Genomic DNA, 24,289 nt, shown 5'->3' on the forward strand with positions numbered 1-24,289 from the left:
CGGGCGCCCCGCGTGGCGCCGTTGACGACGCCCGCCGCCCTGCGCTACGAAAAAGCCGGAGTGAACACCGCGTAAAAGGCGTCGTAAGAATGCCGCGAGAGAGCATCGCAAAATTCGCGATCGGCCAGGTGGTCAAGCATCGCCGCTATCCGTTCCGCGGCGTGATCTATGACGTCGACCCGGTGTTCGCCAACACCGAGGAATGGTGGCTGTCGATCCCCGAGGAGCTGCGCCCGCGCAAGGACCAGCCCTTCTACCACCTCTTCGCCGAAAACGCCGAAACCGAATATGTCGCCTATGTGTCGGAGCAGAATCTCGTGCCCGACACCTCCGGCGACCCCGTGCGCCATCCGCAGGTCGAGGAGACCTTCGAGCGCGACGAGGAAGGCGTCTATCGCGTGCGCGCGCCGAAAAGGCATTGAGGTTCAATGGGCGGCTGCGCCGCCAGACCTTTCGATAGCAAGGGACAAAAAACGCCCGCGAAAAACTCGCGGGCGTTTCTGTTCTGCGACGAACTTACTTCTTCCCGGCCGGAGCCGGGGCGGCGGCGCCTTTCGCGGCCTCGAGCTTCTTGCGCTCTTCCTCGGCCTTCTTCTGGAGCTCTTCCTGCAGCTTTTTCTGCTGCTCCTCGAGCACCTTCGGGTCGACCGCCGGGCCGTCGAAGGCCTTGCCGAAATTGGTCAGCGGCAGGTAGAAGGTCACCTCGTTGTTGGCCTGGTTCTTGACGACGACCGTCATCTTCTCGGCCTTCTTCATGCCGTCGACGAGCGCCTTCTTCACCTTCGCCTCGGCGAAGCAGCCGTTCGGGAAGCAGATCTCGAAGGCGCCCGACTCCATCGAGCCCTTGTCGACCGCGAAGCGGAAGCCCGGCTTCAGCATCAGGCCCGGCGGCAGAAGGAGGCGGATGATCTTGGTGTCGTCGCCCTTGGGATCGTAAACGGCGAGGGCGAGCAGCGGCTGCGGCGGATCGCCTTCCTTGCCGACCGCGCCGAAGTCTCGGGTCGTGTAGCAGATTTCCTTCTTGGTCTGGGGGTCTGAGCCGCAGACCTTCGTCCAGTCGGGCTGCACCGGGGCGAGAGTGGCCGTGATCGGCCCCTGGGGCTGCGCCGCCTGCTGCTGGGGCTGCTGAGCGCCGCCGGCTGCGGGGGCCTGCTGGGCCTGCGCCGCTGCGCCGGCGAGCAACATGGCGCCGGCAAGGGCGATCGCGCAGGACCGCGGGAAGTAGATCGACATCGATAAGTCCCTTTCGATTGTCAGCTGGCCGGCGCCCAACGACGCCGGAAAGAAGTTTCAAGGTCGCGTCATCGCGGGGCCCGCCCGCACGCTGCGGCGCCAAAAACCCGACGCCGTGGAACCCTTGCCCCATACCGCGTTTCGGCCCGTCGCGCCCTGGCGGCGAGACGAACGTCAAGCTCATACATGGTCGCAGCGGCGATTTCCAGCCGTTCGACGGCGCTCCGGCGCCCCGCAGGGCGCGGTTTTCACGGAAAAAGCCAAAAAATGCGGCCGAATGAGGCATGGCCCCTGCTTCAAGCCGCCGGAGGTTGGACTATGGTCGAGGGATGATGACTTTAGCGATTCGCGCGCGCCGCGCCGGACTCCGCCCGTTCGTCGTCGCTTTTCTGGGCGTTTTACTCTCCGCGCCCGCAAGCGCCGCGGAACCGACTCACGGCCTCGCCATGCATGGCGCGCCGGCCCTGCCGCCCGACTTCGATCATTTCCCATACGCCGAGCCGCAGGCGAAGAAAGGCGGGAGGCTGCGCGTCGGCCTCGCCGGCACTTTCGACAGCCTCAATCCGTTCAACCTCAAATCGGGCTCGGCGGCGCAGGGGCTCGTCGGCAATGTCTTCCAGAGCCTGATGGCGCGCTCGCAGGACGAGCCTTTCACGCTCTATCCGCTGATCGCAAAATCGATCGACGTCGACGCCGCCCGCACGCGCGTGACCTTTCATCTCGACCCGCGCGCGCATTTTTCGGACGGCAAGCCGATTACCTCCGAGGACGTGCTGTTCTCCTTCAACCTGCTCAAGACGAAGGGCCGGCCGCAGCAGCGCATCGCCTACGGGCTGGTGAAATCCGTCGACGCGCCCGATGCGCAGACGGTGAAGTTCGACCTCTCCGGCATCGGCGACCGCGAGCTTCCGCTCATTCTCGCCATCATGCCGGTGCTGCCGAAACATGCGACGGACGTCGAGCGCTTCGCCGACGCGACGCTGGCGAAGCCGCTCGGCTCGGGTCCCTATGTGATCGACGACGCGAAAGCCGGCGCGCGGCTGCTGCTGCGACGCGATCAAAACTACTGGGGCGCGGATATTCCCAGCCAGCGCGGCTTCTACAATTTCGACGAAATCGACATCCAGTATTTCCGCGACGGCAATTCGCTGTTCGAGGCCTTCAAGGCGGGGCTTCTCGATTATCGCGAGGAAACGAGCACCACCCGCTGGTCGACGGGCTATGATTTCCCGGCGCTGCGCGAGGGGCGCGTCGTGAAGGAGGCGCTGAAGAACGATAACCCGAAGGGTCTCGAGGGTTTCGTCTTCAACACCCGCAAGCCCGTGTTCCGCGACATTCGCCTGCGCGAAGCGCTCGGCATGATGTTCGACTTCGAATGGGTCAACGCCAATCTATATTCGGGCCTCTACACGCGCACCAAAAGCTTCTTCGACGAGTCGGAGCTGTCCTCCTCGGGCCGTCCCGCCAGCGCGAAGGAGCGCGCGCTGCTCGCCCCCTTCCCCGACGCCGTGCGCCCCGACATTCTGGAAGGAACATGGCGCCCGCCGGTGAACGACGGCACAGGCCGCGACCGCGAGATGGCGAAACGCGCGCTCGAACTGCTCGCCTCCGCCGGCTATCGCGTCGAAGGCGACGCGCTGACGAAGGACGGCGAGCCCGTCGCCTTCGAGATCATGGTCAAGGACCGCAATCAGGAGAGGCTCGCGCTCAACTACGCCTCCTCGCTCCAGCGCATCGGCGTCGACGCGCGCGTGCGGCTCGTCGATGAAGTGCAGTATCAGCGCCGGCGCCAGAAATTCGACTTCGACATGATGATCGGCCAGTGGCTGGCCTCCGCCTCGCCGGGCAATGAGCAGCGCATGCGCTGGGGCTCCGCCAGCGCGACGCAAGAAGCGTCGTTCAATCTTGCAGGCGCGTCGTCGCCCGCGATCGACGCGCTGATCGCGGCGCTGCTCGCGGCGCAGAGCCATGAGGATTTCGTCACGGCGGTGCGCGCCTACGACCGCGTGCTGCTTTCGGGTTTTTATGTCGTGCCTTTGTATCACGCGTCCGAACAATGGATCGCGCATTCGACCGACATTGCGCGCCCCGCGAGACTGCCGCGCTATGCGCAGCCGCTGTTTGGTCCGACGCTGGAGAGCTGGTGGAGAAACAATCCATGACCTTTCGCGCCGCCGCGCAAGCCCTCGACGCTTCTCTCGCGCGGACGCATCCTCTGACGCAATTCGGCTTCGACGCCCTCGTCGCCGGCGCCGCGCGTCCGCGACCCGGCGCGCCCGCCTTCGTCGACCGGCACGGCGACTCGACGGACGACGTAAGTTACGCCGACCTCTATCAGCGCGTCGGCGCCTTCCTCGCGCGGCTGCGCGGCTTCGATTTCGCGCGCGGCGAGAAAATTCTCATCTGCTGTCCGCCAGGCGCGCAGGCCTTCGTGGCGCTCACCGCCGCCGTCGCCGCGGGACTCGATCCGGTGCTCGCGCCCCTGCCGCTGCCGATGCGGCGCGCGGCTGTGGCGAACGCCGCCCGCGCGCAGCGCGTCTGCGCGCTCTTCGCGCCCGCGCGTTTCTGCGGCGTGGATTTCGAGGAGCCTCTGCTGTCGATCGCCGCCGAGACGCCGTCGGTGCGCCTCATCGGCGCGCTTTCGGGAACGCTCGACGGCGCGGGCGATTTCTCGCCAGCCATGCTGGAGGCGCCGCTGTCGCCGCGCGCGCGGCTCGCCGACGACTGGAGCGCGGACGAGCGCGCGCTGGTCGGCGCGCTCGACGACGTCGGCGCCATCGACTTTTCCTCGCAGGGCGCCCTGCTCGCCGGGGCGCTCGACCTCGTGCGCCTCACCCGCGACGCAGGCGACGCGCCGATCCTGTCGCTTGCGGCGCCGAGTTCGCTCGGCGCCCTCATCGCCGGCCCGCTCGCAGCGCTTCTCGCCGGCGCGCCGCTGCACTATCTCTCGCCCTTCACGGCGGAGCGTTTCCTCGAAACGCTCGACGCCCTCGGCCCGACGCGGCTCGTCATTCCCGCGGTCGTGCTTCCCGACCTCGCGCGCGCGGGCCTGCTGACGAATGGCGCGCTCGTTTCGGTCTGCGCGCTATACCCCGGCGCGGCGACGGCGCCCGGGATCGACGCCGCCGACGCCTGCCCGATCGTGGAGCTGCGGCTCGACGGCGGGGCCGTTATCCTGCGCGACGCCGGCGCCTCCCATGCGCCGGCGCACGCCGAGCCGGCTCACGCCGCCCTAGATTATTAGCGGCGCCCGGTTCACCCGACCGACCGGCGTCGCATTCTTCGCGAACTGCCCCAATGGAGGCGTCAATGGGTTTTGCGCTTTTCGTCATCGGCGCCGGCGCGATCGGTCTTTTGATCCTGGATCGCAGCTTCAATCTCGGCCTGCCGATCGGCCTTTTCCACAATCCGCTGTTCTGGTTCGCCTATGTCGCGCTGCTGGCGCTCTCGACGATGGTGCGCTTCGTGCGCCAGCAGGAGGTGCTGGTCGTCGAACGCCTCGGCCAGTACAACCGCACGCTCACCGCCGGCATCAATTTCGTCTATCCGATCGTCGAGCGCGTGGCTTACGCTTTCGACATGCGCGAGCAGGTGATCGACGTGCCGGAGCAGGACGCGATCACCAAGGACAACGCCACCGTCACCATTGACGGCGTTCTCTATTACAAGATCGTCAACGCCAAGGACGCCGCCTATGGCGCGCAGGACATCCGCCGCGCCATCATCAATCTGGCGCAGACCAGCATGCGTTCGGCGATCGGCTCGATGGAGCTGGACAAGACCTTCGAGAACAGAAGCGAGATCAACGAGCGGGTGGTGCGCGCGGTTTCCGACGCGGCGCAGCTCTGGGGCGCGCATGTCACGCGTTACGAGATCAAGGACATCACAATGCCGGAGTCGCTGCGCCAGTCGATGGAGCGGCAGATGAAGGCCGAGCGCGACAAGCGCGCCGCCGTGCTGGAGTCCGAAGGCGTAAAGCAATCGGAGATCAACCGCGCCGAGGGCGAGAAACAGGCGGCGATCCTGCGCGCCGAAGGACAGGCGAAGGCGATCGAACTGGTGCGCACGCAGATCACGCAGCAAGGCGGCGATCAGGCCGTGCAGCTCGAAGTCGCGAAATCGGCGATCGAGCAATATGGCCGCCTCGCCAAGGCCGGCAATTCGCTGGTGCTGATGGGCGACGGCGCCGATCCCGCCGGCTGGATCGCGAAGGCCATGGCGGTGTTGAACACGGTGAACGCCGCCGAGACGCCGAAAGAGGCGTCGCGCCGCGCGCAGCAGCCCTGGCGCCAACCCGAGTGACAGCGGAGAGCATGAATGGAGCCGACGTTCTTCTATGATCCCGCAAACGCCAGCCTGATCGTTGGCCTCGCGCTGCTCGGCCTCGACATCGTCGTCATCGGCCTGTCGCCGGTGATGTTCTTCGCGCTCGGTTCGCTCGCGACGAGCGCGCTGCTCTTCGCGAGCGGCTGGCGGCCGTCGCTCATCGAAACGACGGCCATCGCCGCCGGCGCGAGCCTCCTCATCGCCATTCTCGGCAAGGGGCCGCTGCAGCGTTTCCAGCACGCGGACGTGCAGGAGGACCAGAGCAGCGACCTCATCGGCCGCGAACTGACGACGACGCATGAGGTGACGAAATCCGGCGGCCGCGTGCATTGGTCCGGCGTGACCTGGGAGGCGCGCCTCGCGGCGGGCGCGCCCGTCGAAACACTCGCGCCGGGCGCCCGCGCGCGGGTGACGCGGGTCGAGAATCTCGTGCTGGTGCTGGAGCCTGTAGCTTGACGGGCCGTCTCGAATAACGACGCGTCCACGACGCTCGGCATGCTATGAAGCGCCCCATGCCCGTTCGCCGCCTCGATCCCATCCTTGTCGACCGCATCGCCGCCGGCGAGGTGGTCGAGCGCCCGGCCTCCGCCGTGAAGGAACTGGTCGAGAATGCGCTCGACGCCGGCGCGACGCGCATCGACGTGGCGATCGAGGAAGGCGGCAGAAAGCTCATCCGCGTCATCGACGACGGCTGCGGCATGGATGAGAACGATCTCGCGCTCGCTGTCGAACGCCATGCGACCTCGAAGATCCCCGACGGCGATCTCACTCATATCGCCACGCTCGGCTTTCGCGGCGAGGCGCTGCCGTCCATCGCCGCTGTCGCCGATCTCACCATCGACACACGGGCGCAGAATGCGCCGCACGGCTTTTCGATCCGCGTCGAGGCGGGCGACAGGCGTGGTCTCACTGCGAGCAGCTGGCCGCGCGGCACGCGAATCGAGGCGCGCGCGCTCTTCGCCGCGACGCCGGCGCGTCTGAAATTCCTCAAGACCGAACGCACGGAGACGGCCGCCGTCGTCGATGTCGTGAAACGCCTCGCCATGGCGCATCCCGATGTGCGTTTCGGCTTTTCCGCCGACAATGGCGCGCTCTTCGATTACCCCGCCTGCGGCGACGACGCGGCGGGCCGGGCGCGGCGCATCGCGCAGGTGCTCGGCGAGGAGTTTCGCGCCAACGCCATAGAGATCGACGCCGAGCGGGCGGGCGTGCGCCTGACGGGACTGGCGAGCCTGCCGACCTACAATCGCGGCAATGCGCAGCTGCAATATGTCTATGTCAACGGACGCCCGGTCCGCGACAAGCTCTTCGCCGGCGCCATTCGCGCCGCCTATCTCGACTTCCTCAGCCCCGACCGTCATCCCGTCGTCGCGCTCTTCATCGGCTGCGACCCGCGAATCGTGGACGTCAACGTGCATCCCGCGAAAGCCGAGGTGCGCTTCGCCGACCCCGGCCTCGTGCGCGGCCTCGTTGTCGGCGCGCTGAAACAGGCGCTCGCGGAAAAGAGCCATCGCAGCGCCGACACGGCGCGCGCGGCGGTCGAGACATTCGCGCGCGCCAACGCCGCGCGACATGACGCGCCCTGGCGCGCGCCGCCACCCGCGAACTGGGACATTCGGCACTCTCCCCACGCGCCTTCGGGATTTGCGGAATCGCCGCAGGCGGCTTTCGACGTCGGCGCGCCGGCGGCGGACGCGCGCGTTCATGAAGCGCCGGCGCAGGATACGGACGCGCCGCTCGGCGCCGCGCGCGCGCAGTTGCATGAAACCTACATCATCGCGCAGACGCGCGACGGGCTCGTCATTGTCGATCAGCACGCCGCGCATGAACGCCTCGTCTATGAGAAGCTCAAGCGTCAGCGCGAGGAGACGGGCGTCGCGCGTCAGATGCTGCTGATCCCCGTCGTCGTCGATCTCGACGAATCGCGCATGAATGCGCTCGCCGGCGCCTTCGACGAACTCGCCGCGCTCGGACTCGCGCTCGAGCCCTTCGGTCCGGGCGCCGTGCTGGTGCGCGAGGCGCCGTCCATTCTGGGCGAGGTCGATCACAGGCGTCTTGTCGAGGACATCGCCGATCTTCTCGCCGAGGATGGCGACGCGCGCGGCCTCTCGCGCCGGCTCGACCATGTGCTTGCGACCTGCGCCTGTCATCATTCCGTGCGCGCGGGCCGACGCCTCGGCGCAGCGGAGATGAACGCTTTGCTGCGCGAAATGGAGACGACGCCCGGCGCCGGCCAGTGCAATCACGGCCGCCCGACCTATGTCGAATTGAAGCTCGCCGACATCGAGAAGCTCTTCGGGCGCAAGTAAGGTTGAGCCGCCGCGAACGGCGCCTATTTACGCTCCATGACGAAACAACGCCGCCATTGCATGCGCAGCGCAGCAATGCGGCAGGCGACAAGGGCGCTCCATGAACCGCCGCACCATTATGACCAGCGTTTACGCTCTCGCGTTTCTTCCGGCAAAAATCCGCGCCGCGCAGTCGGTGCAGATAGAAGCTTTCGACGCGGCGGGGAAAAGTCTCGGCGTCTCCAACGTCGACAAGGTCGTCAGGACCGAGGCGGAATGGCGCGCGCAACTGTCGCCGCTCGCCTTTGAGGTCACGCGCAGGGAAGGCACCGAGCGCGCCTTCACCGGCCCTTACTGGGACGCGCATGACGACGGGCTCTTCCGCTGCGTCTGCTGCGACACGGCGCTTTTCGACTCGAAAACCAAATATGATTCCGGCACAGGCTGGCCGAGCTTCTTTGCGCCTATCTCGAAGAACAACGTCATCGAGAGCGCGGACAATTCCTTCGGCATGCGGCGCGTCGCCGTCTCCTGCAAGCGCTGCGACGCGCATCTCGGCCATGTCTTCACCGACGGGCCGAAGCCTACGGGTCTGCGCTATTGCATGAACGGCGTCGCGCTGCGCTTCGTCGCGCGCGGAACGGCGCAGGGGCAGGCGCAATGAAACGCGTCGCTCTTTTCGCCGCCGCCATCGCCCTGCTCGCGACGCCGCTTCGCGCGGCGGAGCGCGCGGTGAGCCTGCCGCCCCCGGCCTATGATCCTGCGCCGGCGACCCCTGACGCACGGAAGCTCGTCGTCGCGGGCGGATGCTTCTGGGGCGTGCAGGGCGTGTTCCAGCATGTGAAGGGCGTCACGCGCGCGGTGTCCGGCTATGCTGGCGGCGCGAAGGAGACCGCGCATTACGAGAGGGTGGGACGCGGCGACACCGGCCACGCCGAGTCGGTCGAAATCACCTATGATCCCGGCAAGGTGAGCCTCGGCGAATTGCTGCGCGTCTATTTCTCTGTCGCGCATGATCCGACGCAGCTCGACAGGCAGGGGCCGGATGTCGGGACGCAATATCGCTCGGCGATCTTCGTCGCCGATGCGGAGCAGGAGAAAATGGCGCGCGAATATATCGCGCAACTTTCATCCGCGAAGGCGTTTCCCTCGCCCATCGTCACGCGCATCGAGCGCCTCGGGGCGTTCTATCCCGCCGAAGCCTATCACCAGGATTATCTCGTCCGCCATCCGGATGCGCCATATATCGTCTTCAACGATTTGCCGAAGATCGAGAATCTGAAACGGCTTTATCCCGCCATCTATCGGGGCGCGCCCGCGCTGACGAAGAATTAGCCGCCGAACAGGCGCCGGAAGAATCCCTTTGGCTTCTCGGGGGGCGGGGGCGACGGCGGCGGTGAGGGCGGCGGCGCGGCGGCGGCGGCCGTCATGCCGGCGGCGACGCGCGTCTGCGCCTCCTCGCGTTCGACGCCCGCGCGCGCGAGGAGCGCTGCAAGCGTCCTCGCATGTTCGGGCGGCGTCCATTCTCCAGCGCGACGCGCGTTCAGATAATCAGCGAGCCTCGCCGCCGTTTCGCCGTCGTGGCTTTGCTCGAAGTGGACGATCGCGAGCTCGACCGCCGATTCATCGGCAAGCTGACGCGCGGCGATCACGGCCGCGCGGCGAAGCCCTGCATCTGCTGCGAGACCAATGCGCGCCTCGCGCAAGGCGAGCGCGTCCTGCTCCTGCGTCAGCGCCCGCAAGGCGTCCGCCTGTCCGGCGGGGTCGAGTTCGGCGGGAGTTATCCCCTCGAGACCACAGGCCGCGACATAGCGCTGGAGCAGCGAGGGCGTTGCGCGCGCCTCGCTGCGAAACCTCGGACTCTGGGCCGCTTGCGCAAAAACGCCGCCGCGCGCAAGCGCCGCCGTCAGCGCGGGATCGACGCCATAGGCGGCGTAGCCGCCGAGATCCTCCAGATGCGAACGGGCCGGCGCCGAGGCGTCGGCGACGAGCGCCGCAAAGCTCGTCTGCGCCAGCGGCTCGAACACGTCCCACAGGCCCGCGGACTCGAAACGCGCCTTGAAACTCGCGCGCGCGAGCGCGTCGTTGAGCACGGCGACGAATTTCTCGCGGCGGCTCCTGAGACCTGCGGCGCGTTCGGCGACGATGCGGGCCGCCGGGCCGCTGGTCGTCGCCCGCGCGGCCGCCGCGGCGCGGCGCATCATGTCGTCGAGCAGCGGCTCGTCCTCGCCGATCCGGCGCGGGGTCAGCCCGTCGCCCTCGACGCGCAGCAGCCGCGCAAATGGCGGCCCGCCGGGGTCGGCCGGCGCGACGCCGATGTCGCCCGCCGCCGCCGTCGGACAGATCAGGCCGATATCGTCGCCGAGCGCCGCGCCATAGAAGTCGATCTCCACGGTCTCGCCGAGGCCCAACGGGTTTTTCTCGTCGCCGCGGCGAACGGTGACGCCATCGGCCTCGGCCCCTTCCGGATCGAGAATGAGATTGAGCAGATTGGCGACGACCACCGCGTCGCTCGACTCGACCGCGTCGGGATGCTCCCCCGGCTCGCCGGTCGCCTGGCGAATGTCCTCGAAACTCAGAGGATCGATCACCGGCTCTCCGGCCTGCTTCTGCTCCTGCATCCAGCCGCGCAGATGGCGGCGCTGCTGCAGGACGAGCGCGACCGAGGTCCGGCCGAGCAATGCGGCGCTCTCCTCCAGCGAATCGGGGATGCGCAGGCGCAGCGCGGCGCGTGGCGCGCCCTGTTCGCGCAGCCAGTGCTGCATGATGGCGAAAGGCGCCTCGCGCGTATCGGCGGCCGCCTCCGCCTCGAAGGGCATGGCTTCGAGCGTCAGCCGATTCTGAAAGGCGGGGAAGATGCGCCGCGCCGGCGCGAGCCGCGCGACGAGCGCGCCGCTCTCGCTTCGCTCCACGGCGCGGCGCTGGCCGATGGCCCAGACCAGCCGCGCCCCCGCCGAGGCCGTCTGCTCGCGCGCGAGGCGCTCCAGATCGCCGCGCGCCGGTAGCGGAACCAGCCGGAAGGAGACGGGGTCCGCGCTTTCCGCCTCGGGCAGGAGCGTCATCAGCAGGCGCCACTCGCCGCCCGGCGGCTGCTCGCGCTCGGAGCCCAGAACGAGGCGCAGTTCGGAGCCGTCGGCCGCGAAAAGACGCAGGAAGCGGTGATCGCTCGGAATATCCGAAATGACGATGCGCGCCCGCCAGCGCGCGGCGTCGATCACGTCGATGAGCGTGGGAGCGATCGAGAAGTCTTCGTCCCTCGCCGAGACGAGGGTCAATTGGGGGCGCGCGGCGATCGCCGCCGGGCTCTCGGCGCCGTCGAAGCAACCGATCACGAGCCGGCGTCGTCCGTCCCAGAAATAATCGAACTGTTCTCGCCACATCTGCCGCAGCGCCCGGATGATGCATGGCGCCGCAGCCATGCGAAGGAAAGGCGCCCAAAGAATAGCCGGGCCGGCCCCTGCCGCGCAAATCTCCGACGACGCCGCTTGACGCTGTTGCGAATCGCGCCCATCTTTCGAGGCGTAATCTTTCCAGCGGGAGAGTCCGGCGCGTCGCGCCGGCGCCGAAGGCGAAACCGCCCCGGAAACGCTCAGGCCAAAGGACCGCGGGAAGACGTAGGACTCTGGAAAGCGACGCGGCGCGCAAGCGCTTCGTCCACCGACGGGCGTAACCCGCAACGCAGGCTCGAAAGAGCGGCGTTCGGGGAAATCTCTCAGGTCACCGGACAGAGGGGGCGCGCAAGAGCGGCAGGCCCGCGTCTTGCGTCACACGCCCGCGCCGGAGAGTCCGATGACCGCCACGCCAGACGTCCACGCCGCGCCTCTCGCGCTTCTGCCGCTCGACCGCCTGCACCGAAGTCTCGGCGCGCGCATGGCGCCTTTCGCGGGCTACGACATGCCCGTGCAATACGCCTCGGGCATTGTCGCGGAGACTTTGCAGACGCGCGAGAAGGCGGGCTTGTTCGACGTTTCGCACATGGGTCAGGCGATTCTCGCCGGCGCGGGCGCCGCGCGGGCGCTGGAGAGCCTCACGCCCGCCGATCTCGCCGGCCTCGCCCCCGGCCGCACGCGCTACACGCAGCTTCTCGACGAAAGCGGCGGCATTCTCGACGACCTGCTCGTCACGCGCCTTCCCGGCGTCGAGGAGCGGCTGTTTCTCGTCGTCAACGCTTCCCGCAAGACGGCGGATTTCGCGCTGATCGCGGCGCGCCTTCCGCATTTCGACCTGAACATCCTCAACGACCGCGCGCTGATCGCCCTGCAGGGCCCGTGCGCGGCGTCGATCCTCGGCGCTCTGCTCCCCGGCGCCGAGGATCTTCCTTTCATGAGCTGGCGCGCTTTCGACTTCGATGGAGCGTCGTTCTTTGTTTCGCGCACCGGCTACACGGGCGAAGACGGGTTCGAAATCTCGCTGCGCGCCGATCGCGCGGAAGATTTCGTCATGCGCCTTCTGGCGCATGAGGACGTTGCGCCCGTCGGGCTCGGCGCGCGGGACGCCTTGCGTCTCGAAGCGGGGCTGCCGCTCTACGGCCATGACATCGACGAGACCACCGATCCGGTCGAAGCCGGCCTCGCCTGGTCGATCGGCAAGCGCCGCCGCGCGGAAGGCGGTTTTCCCGGCTTTGCGCGCATCAGCGCGGCTCTGGGAGACGGTCCGTCGCGCCTGCGCGTGGGCCTGCTTCCGCAGTCGAAAGCGCCGGTGCGCGACGGCGCGACCCTGCTTGCGCCTAACGGCGAAGAAATCGGCCTCGTGACGTCCGGCGGCTTCTCGCCGACGCTGCAACGGCCGATCGCGATGGGCTATGTCGCGCGCGGTCACGCCAGCCCGGGCGCGTCACTTTCGACGGACGTCCGCGGAAAGCGCGTCGACATGATCGTCACGCCGCTGCCCTTCGTCGCGCATCGCTACCACAAACCGAAAGACCAAGAGGACCAAACATGAGCGGACTGCGCTTCACGAAGGATCACGAATATGTCCGCCTCGACGGCGACGTCGCTGTCGTCGGCATTTCCGACTATGCGCAGGCGCAGCTTGGCGACATCGTTTTCGTCGATCTGCCCGCCGTCGGCAAGAAAGTCGCCAAGGGCAAGGAGCTCGCCGTAATCGAAAGCGTCAAGGCTGCGAGCGAAGTTTACGCGCCCGTGGGCGGCGAGGTGATCGAGGCGAACGCCGAACTTGGCGAAGCGCCTGCGCTCGTCAACGAAGACCCGCTCGCGCGCGGCTGGCTCGTGAAGCTGCGCGTGGAGAATGCGGCGGAAATCGACACGCTGATGGACGAAGCCGCCTACGCCGACTTCGTGAAAACATTGTAGCGGGGAGAGAGGATAAGAAGATGCGCTATCATCCGCTGTCCGAGGCCGACAGGAATTCCATGCTCGCGACGATCGGCGTCGAGAATATGGAGGAACTCTACGCCGACGCGCCCGCTTCGACGCTGCTGAAAGAACCGCTCGATCTGCCGCCACACAAGTCGGAGCTCGAGGTCGAGCGCATCTTTTCACGACTGTCCGCACGCAATACGCCCGCGGGCCGCGTTCCCTTCTTCGTCGGCGCCGGCGCCTACAAACATCATGTGCCGGCGGCCGTCGATCATCTGATCCAGCGCTCGGAATTTCTCACGAGCTACACGCCCTATCAGCCGGAGATTTCGCAGGGCACGCTGCAATATCTCTTCGAGTTCCAGACGCAGGTCGCGCTTCTCACCGGAATGGAGATCGCCAACGCCTCGATGTACGACGGCTCGACCGCGACCGCCGAAGCGGTGCTGATGGCGCATCGCCTGACAAAGCGGCGCAAGGCGCTTCTCTCCGGCGGGCTGCATCCGCATTACGCCGATGTCGTGCGCACGACGTCGCGCCTTGCGGGCGACGAAGTCGTGACGTCGCCGCCGGACGTTCGCGCGCGCGAAGACCTCATTTCGCAGATCGATGAAACGGTTTCCTGCGTCGTCGTTCAGACGCCCGATTTCTTCGGCAATCTGCGCGATCTGACAAAAATCGCCGAAGCCTGTCATCGCAATGGGGCGCTGCTGATCGCCGTCTTTACCGAAGCCGTGTCGCTCGGCCTTCTCACATCGCCCGGCGCCATGGGCGCGGATATTGTCGCCGGCGAGGGACAATCGATCGGCAATGCGCTGAATTTCGGCGGGCCCTATGTCGGTCTCTTCGCCACGCGTCACGATTACCTGCGGCAGACGCCGGGCCGTCTGGCGGGTGAAACGCATGACGCCGACGGGCGGCGCTCCTATGTGCTGACGCTTTCGACGCGCGAGCAGCACATACGCCGCGACAAGGCGACATCGAACATCTGCACCAATTCCGGCCTCTGCGCGCTTGCTTTCTCCATTCACCTCACGCTGCTCGGCGAAGCGGGGCTGACGCGGCTCGCGCGCCTCAATCACGCCAACGCCGCGCGGCTTGCGGACATGCTCTCGAATGTTCCGAACGTCGCGGTGCTGAACGACAGCTTCTTCAACGAATTCACGCTGCGCGTGAAAGCCGACGCGGCGACGCTCGTTGAAAAAATGGCGGCGCGCGGCGTTCTCGCGGGCGTTCCCGTCTCGCGGCTTCTGCCGAACGCGGGCCTCGACGACCTCCTCGTCGTCGCCAGCACGGAAGTGAATACGAACGAAGATCGCGCGGCCTTCGTCGCCGCGCTGAAAGGAGCGCTCTGATGCTCGACCGGCCTGCTCATATCGACGACATGGACGAGACGCCCGCAACCTTCACCGGCAATCGCGGACTCGATCAGGAAGAGCCCCTGCTCTTCGAGATCGGCCGCATCGACGCCACGGGCGTCGACGTCGATGAACCGCCGCCCGCGCAAACGCGCCTCGGCGGGCTCGAACGCAAGGGCGCGATCGGCCTTCCCGGTCTCACCGAACCCGAGACCATGCGTCATTACGTGCGCCTCTCGCGCAAGAATTATTCGATCGACGCGGGGCTTTATCCGCTCGGCTCCTGCACGATGAAGCATAATCCGCGTCTGAACGAGAAGGTCGCGCGGTTCGAGGGCTTCGCCGACGCGCATCCGCTGCAACCCGTTTCAACCGTGCAGGGCGCGCTCGAACTGATGCAGATGCTCTCGCATTGGTTGATGACGCTGACCAACATGCACGCCGTGGCGCTGTCGCCGAAGGCCGGCGCGCATGGCGAGCTGTGCGGGCTGATGGCGATCAAGACGGCGATTGCGGCGGTGGGGGAAAGCGAAACGCGCAATGTCGTGCTGATTCCCCAATCGGCGCATGGCACCAATCCCGCGAGCGCCGCCTTTCTGGGCTTTTCCGTGCGCGTCGTTCCCGCCGCGCCGGACGGAACGGTGCGCGCCGAAGCGGTGAAGGAAGTGATCGGCCCCGACGTCGCCGCGATCATGCTGACCAATCCCAACACCTGCGGTCTCTTCGAGCGCGACATCGTCGAGATCGCGCGCGTGGTGCACGAGGCGGGCGGCTATTTCTATTGCGACGGCGCCAATTTCAACGCCATCGCCGGCGTCTTGCGGCCGGGCGACTTCGGCATAGACGCGATGCATATCAATCTGCACAAGACCTTCTCGACGCCCCACGGCGGCGGCGGGCCGGGCGCCGGCCCGGTGGTTCTGTCGGAGCGCCTCGCGCCCTTCGCGCCGGTTCCCTTCATTCGCAGGGAAGGAGAAACGCTGCGCCTCGTCGAGCATGCGGAAGGAACGCAGAGCTTCGGCCGCATGACCGCCTTCCATGGCCAGATGGGCATGTTTGTGCGCGCGCTCGCCTATATGCTCGCGCATGGGGCCGATGGCGTCGCGCAGGCGTCGAAGGACGCGGTGCTCGCGGCGAATTACCTGCGCGCGTCCCTGCGCGACGTCATGAGCCAGCCTTTCGGCGACCGCGTCTGCATGCACGAGGTTCTCTTCGACGACGCCTGGCTGAAGGGAACCGGCGTTACGACGCTCGATTTCGCCAAGGCGATGATCGACGAGGGGTATCATCCCATGACGATCTATTTCCCGCTCGTCGTTCATGGCGCCATGCTGATCGAGCCGACGGAGTCGGAGTCGAAAGCCTCGCTCGACCTCTTCATCGCGACGCTTCGCGATCTCGCGAAAAGCGCGCATGAGGGCGACGCGCAGCGCTTTGCCCAGGCGCCGCGTCTCGCCCCGCGCCGGCGCGTGGACGAAACGCTCGCCGCGCGCAAACCGGTGCTGCGCTGGAGCGCCGCATAAAAAAGAGGAGGCGCCTTTCGGAGCCTCCTCTCATCTTCAGACTCGCGTCGAGATCATCGCGTGCGCGGCGGCAGGATCGGGAGCACGACTTCCGGCTGTTTCCCCGTCAGCGACTTCAGGAAGGCGACGATTTTCGTCGCCTCGTCGTCCGTGAGCTTCTGGCCGAGCTGCGTTTCGCCCATCACCGTCACAGCGTGCTTGAGGTCGAAGGTCGCGCCGGTGTGGAAATAGGGCGCGGTCAGTTCGACATTGCGCAGCGACGGAACCTTGAAGGCGTATTTGTCGGCGATGTTTTTCGTCACCGCAAAGCGGCCCCAGTCGTCCGCCGGCAGGTAATCCGCCGGCGGCGGCGCGACGACGCCGAATTTCGCAAAGGACGCGCCGCCGATGTTGACGCCGTTATGGCAGCCGGCGCAGCCCTTCTCCATGAAGAGCCTGGCGCCCGCCTTCTGATCGTCGGTCAGCGCCCCGTCGTCGCCCTTCAGCCAGCGGTCGAAGGGCGCGTCGGGCGTGATGAGCGTGGCTTCGAACAGCGCGATGGCGCGGCCGATGTTTTCATAGTTGAGCGGATCGGGCTGGTCGGGGAACGCCTTGCTGAAGGCGTCGACATAGCCGGGGATCGTCTTCAACTGCTCGATCGTGCGCTGCTTGGCGGCGGCGTGCTCGACCGGGTTGATCGCCATCGGGCCGCCGCGCGTCTTCAGCATCGCCTTGGGATTGGCCATGACCGAATTGACGACCTGGTCCTTGAGGTCCGTGTTGCGACCGTCCCAATACTGGGTCTTGTTGAAGACGGCGTTGAGAACCGTCTGCACCTCGCGGCCGGCGAGCTGGGCGTTGTGGCCGCCCGACAGCGCCCCGCCGTCGACGCCGCCCATGCTGAGATTGTGGCAGGCGGCGCAGCTCATGTCGCGCGTGTCGGAAAGGCGCGGCTCGAAAAACAGCATTTTGCCCAGCGCGAGCTTTTCCGGAGTCGCGGTCTCGCCGGGAAGCGCGGGCGGCGTCCGCGGCAGCGGCTCGAACAGCCCCTTCGCCTGGTCGCGAAGGGCGGCGTCCGCGAGGGCGGATCCGGCCGTGAGCGCCGGCATGGAAAGAGCTGCGACAAGAGAGGCGATCAACGAAAGACGCATGTTCGAGACCCGGTTTTCGGAGAGCGATCGAAGACGGAATCGATTTATAGCACGTCTCGCGCCGGGCGCGGCGCCAAACGCTGGCGCGACTTATTGGCTCGCCCAGAGGATTCGCGCAATCCAGCTCACCTCCTCGCGCGGGATCACGCGGTCCGGATAGGCGGGGTTGATCGACCGCAATTCGACCGTGCGGGCCGTCTGTCGTTTGAGCTCCTTGGCCATGATCTCGCCGTCGGTGGTCTTCACCACCACACGGTCGCCGCGGCGGACGGGGGCGGCGGGCGAGACGATCACCACATCGCCGTCGCGATAGAGCGGGAACATGGAATCGCCGGATATTTCCAGCGCATAGGAATGTTCGTCGGCGTCGGCGAGCACGTCGATCTCGTCCCAGCCGGCGCCGATGGCGAAGCCGGCGTCGTCGAAGAAGCCGCCCGCCCCGGCCTGGGCGAGGCCGATGAGCGGCCGCGTGTGCTTGCGGCAGGCGCTGCTGTTGGCCGAAACCAGCGCCATGAATTCGTCGAGGCTCGCGCCCGTCGCCTGCAAAACCTTGGCGATCGATTCGGTGGAGGGCCAGCGCTGGCGCCCGCTGGCCGTCTCGCGCTTGGAGCGGTTGAATGTCGTGGGATCGAGGCCCGCCTTGCGCGCAAGGCCCGAGGGCGTAAGACCGTAGCGCTCGCCGAGCGCGTCGAGGGCCGCCCAGATCTGGGCGTGGGAGAGAATGTCCGTCATCAGCGAGCTCAGGGTTGCAGCGGAAGGATTTCCTATGAATAGGAATATAACGGTTGACAAATGCGCACAATAGGAAACAAACGCGCCACCCTGACCGGGTTGCAGGTCTAAATTGCCGGAAGAGAAGCGTTTTTCCTCAGGCCGCCGACCTGGTGGCGGAAGAGAGCTGCGCGCCCTTCTCGCAACGGGGCTGACCGCCGCCGGCGCCGCGCTTGCCGCAGGGACGATCCTCGCGCCCGGCGAAGCCGCCGGCTTCCTGCGCGCCGTGACCGGAGACGACGGCGCGCGGCTCATGGCGCTCGTCATCTTCGCCGCGACCTATCTGGTGCTCGCGATCGGCAAGCTGCCCTTCTACCGGCTCGACCGCGCCGGCGCCGCGCTGCTCGGCGCGAGCCTGATGGTCGGGGTCGGCGCGCTCACGCTCGATCAGGCCTATCGCGCCATCGACCTCAACGCCATCACGCTGCTCCTCGGCATGATGATCGTCGTCGCCAATCTCCGGCTCTCCGGCGTCTTTCGCCTCGCCGCCGACTGGCTCGCGACCGCCGCGCGCCGGCCGATCTATCTCCTCTCGGCGATCGCCGTCGCGACAGGGCTGCTTTCGGCCTTTCTCGTCAATGACGCGATCTGCATCGTCATGCCGCCGCTCGTTCTGGATCTCCTGCGGCGCCTCGAGCGCGATCCGGTTCCCTATGTGCTGGCCATTCCGCTCGCCTCCAACATCGGCAGCGTGGCGACGATCACGGGCAATCCGCAGAACATGATCATCGGCGGCGCGTCGGGACTTTCCTACTCCGCCTTCGCGGGCGCGCTTTGGCCCGTGGCGGCGGCTGGCGTCGTTCTGACCATCGTCTTCATCGCCGCGGCCTTCCCGCGCGAGTTCTTGACGCGCGAGACGCTGGCGCCTCCCGGCGCGACGCGCGGCGCCTGGCATCCCGCGCTCGCCGGCAAGGCGCTGGCGACGACGGCGGCGATGGTGATTTTCTTTTTCGCCGGCGTTCCTGCCGCCAAGGTCGCGATCATCGCGGGCGCGCTTCTGCTGCTCACGCGGCGCGTCAAGTCGCAGAAAGTCTATCGCGAGATCGACTGGCCTCTGCTGCTGATGTTTTGCGGCCTTTTCATCGTCGTGGCCGGTTTCGAGGCCGCAGCCCTGACGCCCGAACGCGCGGCGGAGTTCGGCCGCCTCGCGCTCGAAAAGGCGCCGGCGCTGGCGCTCGTTGCGGCGACGCTTTCCAATCTCGTCAGCAATGTGCCGGCGGTGCTGGTTCTGAAACCCTTCGTCGCCAGCCTGTCCGACCCGCAGCACGCCTGGCTCGTCGTCGCCATGGCCTCGACGCTCGCCGGAAATTTCACGCTGGTCGGGTCGGTCGCCAATCTCATCGTCGTCGAGCGCGCGCGCGCAGCGGGCGTTTCGATCGGCTTCTGGACCTATTTCAGGATCGGCGCGCCGCTGACCCTTGTGACGATCCTCATCGGGCTCGCGATCCTTTAAGCGTTGGGCGCTTCCTCTTCCGCCTGCTCCGCGGCGCGGCCGGAGATTTTGCGCCGCACCCGCTCGCGTTTGAGCTCCTTGCGGCGCTGCACCTGGCGCTCGCGCGCCTCCTCCCCCGAAGGTTGCAGGATCTTGCGGAACTCGTCGCGCTTCTCATGGATGGACGCGATCACATAGCCCATGGGCACGCCGATATCGACGAGGACGGTCTCGGCGAGTTGCAGACTCGCCTCGATCGTTTCGGGAATGGCGTCGCTCGCGCCAAGACGATAGAGCGCCGTCGCGTGCCGGGCGTCGCGTGCGCGGGCGACGATGATGAGGTCGTTGCGAATCTCATGCGCGACCCGCACGATTTCTTCTGCGGCCGGGGCGTTCTCGACCGTGACGACCAGCGCACGCGCCTGCGCGACGCCGCAGCGCAGGAGAAACTCTCGCCTTGTCGCGTTGCCCCAGTAGATTTCAACGCCTTCTTCACGCCCCTTGGCGACGAGCGAGACGAGATCGTCGACCGCGACGAAGGGCACGTTGTGCCGCGTCAGCATGTCGCCGACGAGACTGCCGATGCGCCCGAAGCCGACGATCAGCACACGCCCTTCGGCAATCTGCGCCTCCGGCGCCAGATGGGCGTGTTGCTCATCCTCGGCCACGACGGCGCCGCCCTGCGCAATCTTGACGCCGACCCAGCCGAGGAAGGGAATGAAAAAGATGCTGAGCGTCACGACGACCATGGCGTCGGAGCCGAAGTGCCCGGGCAGAACGCCTGCGCCCATGGCCGAGGTGAGCAGGGCGAGGGCGAATTCCCCGCCCGGCGCGAGGAGCAGCGCCGCCTCGAGGGCGACGCGCCACTCGATGCGAAACAGAAGGGCGAGACCGAAGATCAGCGCGGCCTTCACGATTGTGAGCCCCACTGCGTTGAGCACGACAGGGCCGGGGTCGGCGACGACGGCGCCGATGTCGAGGCCTGCGCCGACCGAGACGAAGAAAAGGCCGAGCAACAGGCCCTTGAACGGCTCGATCGTAACCTCGATCTCGCGGCGAAACTCCGTTTCCGCCAGCAGCAGCCCGGCGATAAAGGCGCCAAGCCCCATCGAAAGGCCGGCCGCGGCGGTGATCAGCGCCTCGCCGATGACGACGAGGAGGCAGGCCGCCATGAACAGTTCGGTGAGCTGCGCCGAGGCCACGAGCCGGAACAGGGGGCGCAGCAGAAGCCGGCCGAAGACGATGAGACCGGCGAGCGCCAGAAAGGCCGGCAGGAACGCGGATGCGGCCTCGAAGGCGCTGAAGCCCTGCTTGGCGTTGGCGAGAACGGAGACAAAGAACAGCGCCGGCGCCACCATCAGATCCTGCAGCAGCAGAATTGAAAAGGCGACGCGGCCGGACGTCTTGGCGAGCCTTCGCCCCTCGGCCAGCACCGGCATGACGACCGCCGTCGAGGACATGGCGAGCGCGCCGCCCATCAGGATCGAGGGCGCCGGCTCGACATTGAACCAGAAGTGGCCGATCGCGGCGAGGACGGTCGTGGACACGGCGACCTGCGCCAGCCCGAGTCCGAAGACCAGACGCCGCAGTCTGACGAGGCGCTCCCAGGACAGTTCGAGCCCGATCATGAACAGCAGAAACACCAGGCCGAACTCGGCGAGGCTCGAAACGCCCTCGACATCGGTGATGGTGAACATCGACGCCCAGCTGTTCTCGCGCGCGAAGCGCCCGAGGCCGAAGGGGCCGAGCGCGGCGCCGGCAAGCAGAAAACCCAGAACGGGGCTGATCCTGAGACGATGGAACAGCGGCACGACGACGCCCGCTGTCGCAAGAAAAACCAATGCCTCGCGATAGGATTCCAGATGTACGGAATTCGTCATGCCGCCCTTTTCGTTCGCTGATTCCAGAGGTTGAATATACGGCGTGCGCAACTCATTGCGAGAAAAACAACGGCGATCCGGCGCCGGTTTCTTCAGCATCGAGGCGGAAGCGCCGACAAGAAAGACTGCGAGGCCGGCGCAGCAACGACCGGCCCCCGTTTTCGGCAATCAGATTGGCCAAGTTTCGAATCAGGCGAAGATTTCCACTGCTCCGTTTGCAAGACGGTAAATCCCGCCGACGATCCTGACCCGCTTCTCGTTGACGGCCGCGCTCAGAAGCGGCGTCGCGCTCTTGAGCGCCTCGACGCCGAGACGCACATTTTCCCGTGTCGCATTCTCCAGCTGATCGCCCGGCCGGCCCGCAACCGCTTTCACGGCGGGCGTAAGCGCCGCGACAAGCGACGGCAGATGACCGGGCAGCGTCGTCCCGTCCGAAATCGAGGACATCGCGGATTTGACCGCGCCGCAGGCTTCATGGCCGAGCACGAGCAGCAGCGGCGTCTTCAGGACCTCGACCGCAAATTCGAAACTCGCGACATTGTCGGGATTGACGAAATTGCCGGCGACGCGACAGACGAAGAGATCGCCGCGCGAACTGTCGAAAGCATATTCCGGCGCGATGCGCGAATCGGCGCAGCTGAGGATTCCCGCAAAAGGATTCTGTCCGCCGACGAGCGCCTCGCGTTCCGCGATGAAGTCGTGCCGCCGCGCGACTCCCGTCTGATAGCGCTTGTTGCCGTCCATCAGCCGCGCGAGCGCGTCATCCGGCGTCATCACATTTTCAGGCTTGGGCGGGGCGGAATGTGTCGGCCGCGCCTCTTTCCCGCGCGATTTTCGACCTTTCGCGTTCGCCTCGCCCGCAATCGTCAGCGCGGCCGCAGCGGCGGCGCCGAGCATGAAAGTCCGGCGAGGCGTTTTCCGGCCGTGAGCGATGTCGGGAAATCCACAGGACAGGCACATGATCAATCCCCCAAAGAATGACAAACTGCCTGGTTTCCGCCAGCTCAGGCTGCCCTCGATCATTAACCGTCGCACGGGGCCGAAGATAGGGCGCAAAAGAAACGCCGCCCCGAAGGGCGGCGTCCGGCGTGAGGATTAACGGAGCGGATTTCTCGATTTATTCCGTGGGAGCGGCCGCAACGGCGCGGGCGGGCTTCGCCGCCGGCCGGGCGGCGCTCGTCTGGGCCTTGACGGTGGCGTTGGCCGCCGGCGCCTGCGCCGCGGTCGCAACGCGCGTCCAGGTCTCGCCGCTGCACAGCACGCCCCAGAGGCAGCCTTTCAGGCTCAACTCATTCGCCGATTTGAGGCTGATGAAGCCGTCGTAGGTCTTGCCGTCTTCGGCGTTGAAGAGTTTGCCCTTCCATTCATTGGGGCCGGTCTTCGTCGCGCCGCGCAGGATCACGGTGCCGACGCCGCTCTGGTCCTCGGGGTTCTTCGCGGCGATCACCTTGGCGCAGAGCAGGCCGTCGCAGTCATAGAAGCTGAACTGCACGCCGCCTTCGGAACGCAGCCAGACGCCGCGGGGATCATTCGCGCTCACCGCGCCGGCGGGAGTCGCAAGGAGCGCGATGGCGGCGGCGGGAATCGACAGGCGCGAGAGAACGCGGACGAGGAGATCGAATACGGAGTTACGCTTCATTTCGATCGCTCCTTTGTTTGGCGATGTCGAATATTGTTGAACCTCATCTTGGCGAATCTTCGACCCTGAGCCGTTAATAAATTGACAACCATAAATCGTCTTCGACAACAGCAGGTTGAATCGTTTTGCTACACGCCGGACGTCGGCGTCCGGCGTGAGCCCGGCCGTAAAGTCGTCGCAATTTCAGGGCTGAAGCAGGCGCTTGTAGACCTCGAGCGTCGCGCGCTGCATTTCTTCGACCGAGAAGCGCGTCTGCACGTTTTTTCTCGCGCGAAGCGTCAATTCGTCGCGGGCCGAGGCTTTCATCGCCAGCGCTTCGAAGATCGCATGCGCGAGCGCCGAAGCGTCGCCCGGCGGCACGCGCCAGCCCGTCGCCAGTTGCGTGGACGTCTGCGGCGGCGCAAGAACGATCTCTGGCGAGGCGCCGATGTCCGAGACGATCACCGGCGCGCCCATCGCCTGCGCCTCGATCGCGATGCGCCCGAAGGCTTCGGGCTCGGTGGAGGGCGCGGCGATGACGGCCGCTGCGAGATAGGCCGCCGGCATGTCGTCGCAATAGCCGACGCTGCGCACGATTTCTCCAACGCCCGCGCGCGCGATCTGCGCCTCGACGCTGCGGCGGAAGGATTCGCTGTGCGCATCGCCGACAAAGAGGATGCGAAGATCGCGGGCGCCCTCGCTCATGAGCCGCCTGGCGGCCTCGATCATCACCGAATGGCCCTTGCGCGCCGAAAGCCGCGCGGGCAGCAGCACGATGCGCTCATGCGGCGCGACGCCCCATTCGGCCCGCAGCCGCTCGACCCGCGCCGGATCGACCACTGCGGGCGAAAAGGCGCGAAGGTCGGCGCCGCGCGGGATGACGACGATGCGGTCGCCCGTCAGCGGATGCAGCTCGCGAATGCGCTGCGCCGCGAATTGCGAATTGGCGATGACGAGATCGCCGGAGGCCATGATCGAATTGTAGCGAAGCTTGATCGGCGACACGCCGTAATAGGCGCTGTGATAGGTCGTGACGAAGCGCGCATTCGTCTGGCGCGTGGCGTAATAGGCGACCCAGGCCGGCGCGCGCGAACGGGCGTGGACGATGTCGACGCCCTCGTCGCGGATGATGCGGGCGAGCTGCACCGAATTGAGCGCCATCGCGATCGGGTTCTTCGTCGCCGCCGGAAAAGGCAGCCACTCGCCGCCCTTCGACTGCAATTCGCTGACCATCCGCCCGCCATGCGACGCGACGAGACAGCGCGCTCCCGCCTGGCTCAGCGCCTCGGCCATGTCGATGGTGGCGCGCTCCGCTCCTCCCGACTGAAGGTTCGGAACGATCTGCAGCACCGTTCGACCCGCCAGCGACTGGTCGGCGGAAGCGATGGAGGCGAGCGGATGAGCCATGGGAA

General features: G+C 66.8%; 21 protein-coding genes and 1 riboswitch. Of the genes, 13 read left to right on the forward strand and 8 right to left on the reverse strand.

Annotated elements, in window-relative coordinates; translation table 11 throughout:
- Positions 1 to 89: 89 nt before the first annotated feature.
- The gene (hspQ, locus tag MET49242_RS15390) at positions 90 to 422 is read left to right on the forward strand and encodes a heat shock protein HspQ (protein WP_036284111.1); all 333 of its coding nucleotides are present in this window, start codon (positions 90 to 92) and stop codon (positions 420 to 422) included.
- Positions 423 to 516: 94 nt separating this feature from the next.
- Here hspQ and MET49242_RS15395 read toward each other — a convergent pair whose 3' ends face one another.
- Entirely contained in the window at positions 517 to 1,233 is a 717-nt protein-coding gene (locus MET49242_RS15395) for an invasion associated locus B family protein (protein WP_036288301.1), read from the reverse strand.
- A gap of 332 nt (positions 1,234 to 1,565) precedes the next feature.
- Here MET49242_RS15395 and MET49242_RS15400 point away from each other — a divergent pair, with 332 nt between their 5' ends.
- From MET49242_RS15400 to msrA, 7 genes are all read left to right on the forward strand, one after another.
- Entirely contained in the window at positions 1,566 to 3,395 is a 1,830-nt protein-coding gene (locus MET49242_RS15400) for an extracellular solute-binding protein (protein ID WP_036288303.1), read from the forward strand.
- Positions 3,392 to 4,477, forward strand: a complete 1,086-nt coding sequence (locus tag MET49242_RS15405) for an AMP-binding protein (RefSeq protein ID WP_051134246.1) — start codon at positions 3,392 to 3,394, stop codon at positions 4,475 to 4,477. The genes MET49242_RS15400 and MET49242_RS15405 overlap by 4 nt, the downstream gene beginning before the upstream one ends.
- A gap of 65 nt (positions 4,478 to 4,542) precedes the next feature.
- The gene (locus tag MET49242_RS15410) at positions 4,543 to 5,535 is read left to right on the forward strand and encodes an SPFH domain-containing protein (RefSeq protein ID WP_036288308.1); all 993 of its coding nucleotides are present in this window, start codon (positions 4,543 to 4,545) and stop codon (positions 5,533 to 5,535) included.
- A 15-nt stretch (positions 5,536 to 5,550) separates the two neighbouring features.
- On the forward strand, positions 5,551 to 6,015 hold the full coding sequence (locus MET49242_RS15415; protein WP_036284121.1) for an NfeD family protein: 465 nt from the start codon (positions 5,551 to 5,553) through the stop codon (positions 6,013 to 6,015).
- 56 nt (positions 6,016 to 6,071) lie between these two features.
- On the forward strand, positions 6,072 to 7,868 hold the full coding sequence (mutL, locus tag MET49242_RS15420; protein WP_036288311.1) for a DNA mismatch repair endonuclease MutL: 1,797 nt from the start codon (positions 6,072 to 6,074) through the stop codon (positions 7,866 to 7,868).
- 100 nt (positions 7,869 to 7,968) lie between these two features.
- Positions 7,969 to 8,511 carry a peptide-methionine (R)-S-oxide reductase MsrB gene (gene msrB, locus MET49242_RS15425; protein ID WP_036284126.1) on the forward strand — a complete coding sequence of 181 codons (543 nt, stop codon included), beginning with the start codon at positions 7,969 to 7,971 and terminating at the stop codon, positions 8,509 to 8,511.
- Entirely contained in the window at positions 8,508 to 9,182 is a 675-nt protein-coding gene (gene msrA, locus MET49242_RS15430; protein ID WP_036284128.1) for a peptide-methionine (S)-S-oxide reductase MsrA, read from the forward strand. Before msrB ends, msrA begins: the two co-directional genes overlap by 4 nt.
- On the opposite strand, the gene MET49242_RS15435 is transcribed toward msrA, so the two are convergent.
- A complete protein-coding gene (locus MET49242_RS15435; protein ID WP_084679142.1) occupies positions 9,179 to 11,266 on the reverse strand; it encodes a hypothetical protein in 2,088 nt (695 codons plus the stop codon). The two genes, msrA and MET49242_RS15435, sit on opposite strands and share 4 nt — an antisense overlap.
- Before the next feature lie 105 nt (positions 11,267 to 11,371).
- Positions 11,372 to 11,462, forward strand: a riboswitch (glycine riboswitch).
- A gap of 174 nt (positions 11,463 to 11,636) precedes the next feature.
- Between MET49242_RS15435 and gcvT the strand changes: the two genes are divergently transcribed.
- From gcvT to gcvPB, 4 genes are read left to right on the forward strand one after another with little or no spacing between them, the layout of a single operon-like run.
- Positions 11,637 to 12,788, forward strand: coding sequence for a glycine cleavage system aminomethyltransferase GcvT (gcvT, locus tag MET49242_RS15440; RefSeq protein WP_036284130.1), 1,152 nt, complete (start codon positions 11,637 to 11,639; stop codon positions 12,786 to 12,788).
- Positions 12,785 to 13,159, forward strand: a complete 375-nt coding sequence (gene gcvH / locus MET49242_RS15445; protein ID WP_036284131.1) for a glycine cleavage system protein GcvH — start codon at positions 12,785 to 12,787, stop codon at positions 13,157 to 13,159. The genes gcvT and gcvH overlap by 4 nt, the downstream gene beginning before the upstream one ends.
- Positions 13,160 to 13,179: 20 nt before the next feature.
- Positions 13,180 to 14,520, forward strand: coding sequence for an aminomethyl-transferring glycine dehydrogenase subunit GcvPA (gcvPA, locus tag MET49242_RS15450; protein WP_036284133.1), 1,341 nt, complete (start codon positions 13,180 to 13,182; stop codon positions 14,518 to 14,520).
- A complete protein-coding gene (gcvPB, locus tag MET49242_RS15455) occupies positions 14,520 to 16,046 on the forward strand; it encodes an aminomethyl-transferring glycine dehydrogenase subunit GcvPB (protein WP_036284135.1) in 1,527 nt (508 codons plus the stop codon). The genes gcvPA and gcvPB overlap by 1 nt, the downstream gene beginning before the upstream one ends.
- A gap of 53 nt (positions 16,047 to 16,099) precedes the next feature.
- Here the strand turns inward: gcvPB and MET49242_RS15460 are convergent, their stop codons facing one another.
- Together MET49242_RS15460 and MET49242_RS15465 are read right to left on the reverse strand one after the other, a co-directional pair.
- Positions 16,100 to 17,176: a cytochrome-c peroxidase gene (locus tag MET49242_RS15460; protein ID WP_036284136.1), complete on the reverse strand. Its 1,077-nt coding sequence runs from the start codon at positions 17,174 to 17,176 to the stop codon at positions 16,100 to 16,102.
- 90 nt (positions 17,177 to 17,266) lie between these two features.
- Entirely contained in the window at positions 17,267 to 17,908 is a 642-nt protein-coding gene (locus MET49242_RS15465; protein ID WP_036284137.1) for a helix-turn-helix transcriptional regulator, read from the reverse strand.
- A gap of 292 nt (positions 17,909 to 18,200) precedes the next feature.
- Between MET49242_RS15465 and MET49242_RS15470 the strand changes: the two genes are divergently transcribed.
- Positions 18,201 to 19,400, forward strand: coding sequence for an anion transporter (locus MET49242_RS15470; protein WP_036288317.1), 1,200 nt, complete (start codon positions 18,201 to 18,203; stop codon positions 19,398 to 19,400).
- On the opposite strand, the gene MET49242_RS15475 is transcribed toward MET49242_RS15470, so the two are convergent.
- From MET49242_RS15475 to MET49242_RS15490, 4 genes are all read right to left on the reverse strand, one after another.
- The gene (locus MET49242_RS15475) at positions 19,397 to 21,259 is read right to left on the reverse strand and encodes a cation:proton antiporter (RefSeq protein ID WP_036288320.1); all 1,863 of its coding nucleotides are present in this window, start codon (positions 21,257 to 21,259) and stop codon (positions 19,397 to 19,399) included. The genes MET49242_RS15470 and MET49242_RS15475 overlap by 4 nt on opposite strands.
- Positions 21,260 to 21,448: 189 nt before the next feature.
- Positions 21,449 to 22,219 carry a carbonic anhydrase gene (locus MET49242_RS15480; protein WP_036284138.1) on the reverse strand — a complete coding sequence of 257 codons (771 nt, stop codon included), beginning with the start codon at positions 22,217 to 22,219 and terminating at the stop codon, positions 21,449 to 21,451.
- A gap of 157 nt (positions 22,220 to 22,376) precedes the next feature.
- Positions 22,377 to 22,898 carry a DUF2147 domain-containing protein gene (locus MET49242_RS23465; RefSeq protein ID WP_051134248.1) on the reverse strand — a complete coding sequence of 174 codons (522 nt, stop codon included), beginning with the start codon at positions 22,896 to 22,898 and terminating at the stop codon, positions 22,377 to 22,379.
- A 183-nt stretch (positions 22,899 to 23,081) separates the two neighbouring features.
- Complete coding sequence (locus MET49242_RS15490; protein WP_036284139.1) at positions 23,082 to 24,284, reverse strand: glycosyltransferase family 4 protein; 1,203 nt, start codon at positions 24,282 to 24,284, stop codon at positions 23,082 to 23,084.
- Between the last annotated feature and the right edge of the window lie 5 nt (positions 24,285 to 24,289).

This window comes from Methylocystis sp. ATCC 49242 (assembly GCF_000188155.2).
Taxonomy (GTDB): domain Bacteria; phylum Pseudomonadota; class Alphaproteobacteria; order Rhizobiales; family Beijerinckiaceae; genus Methylocystis.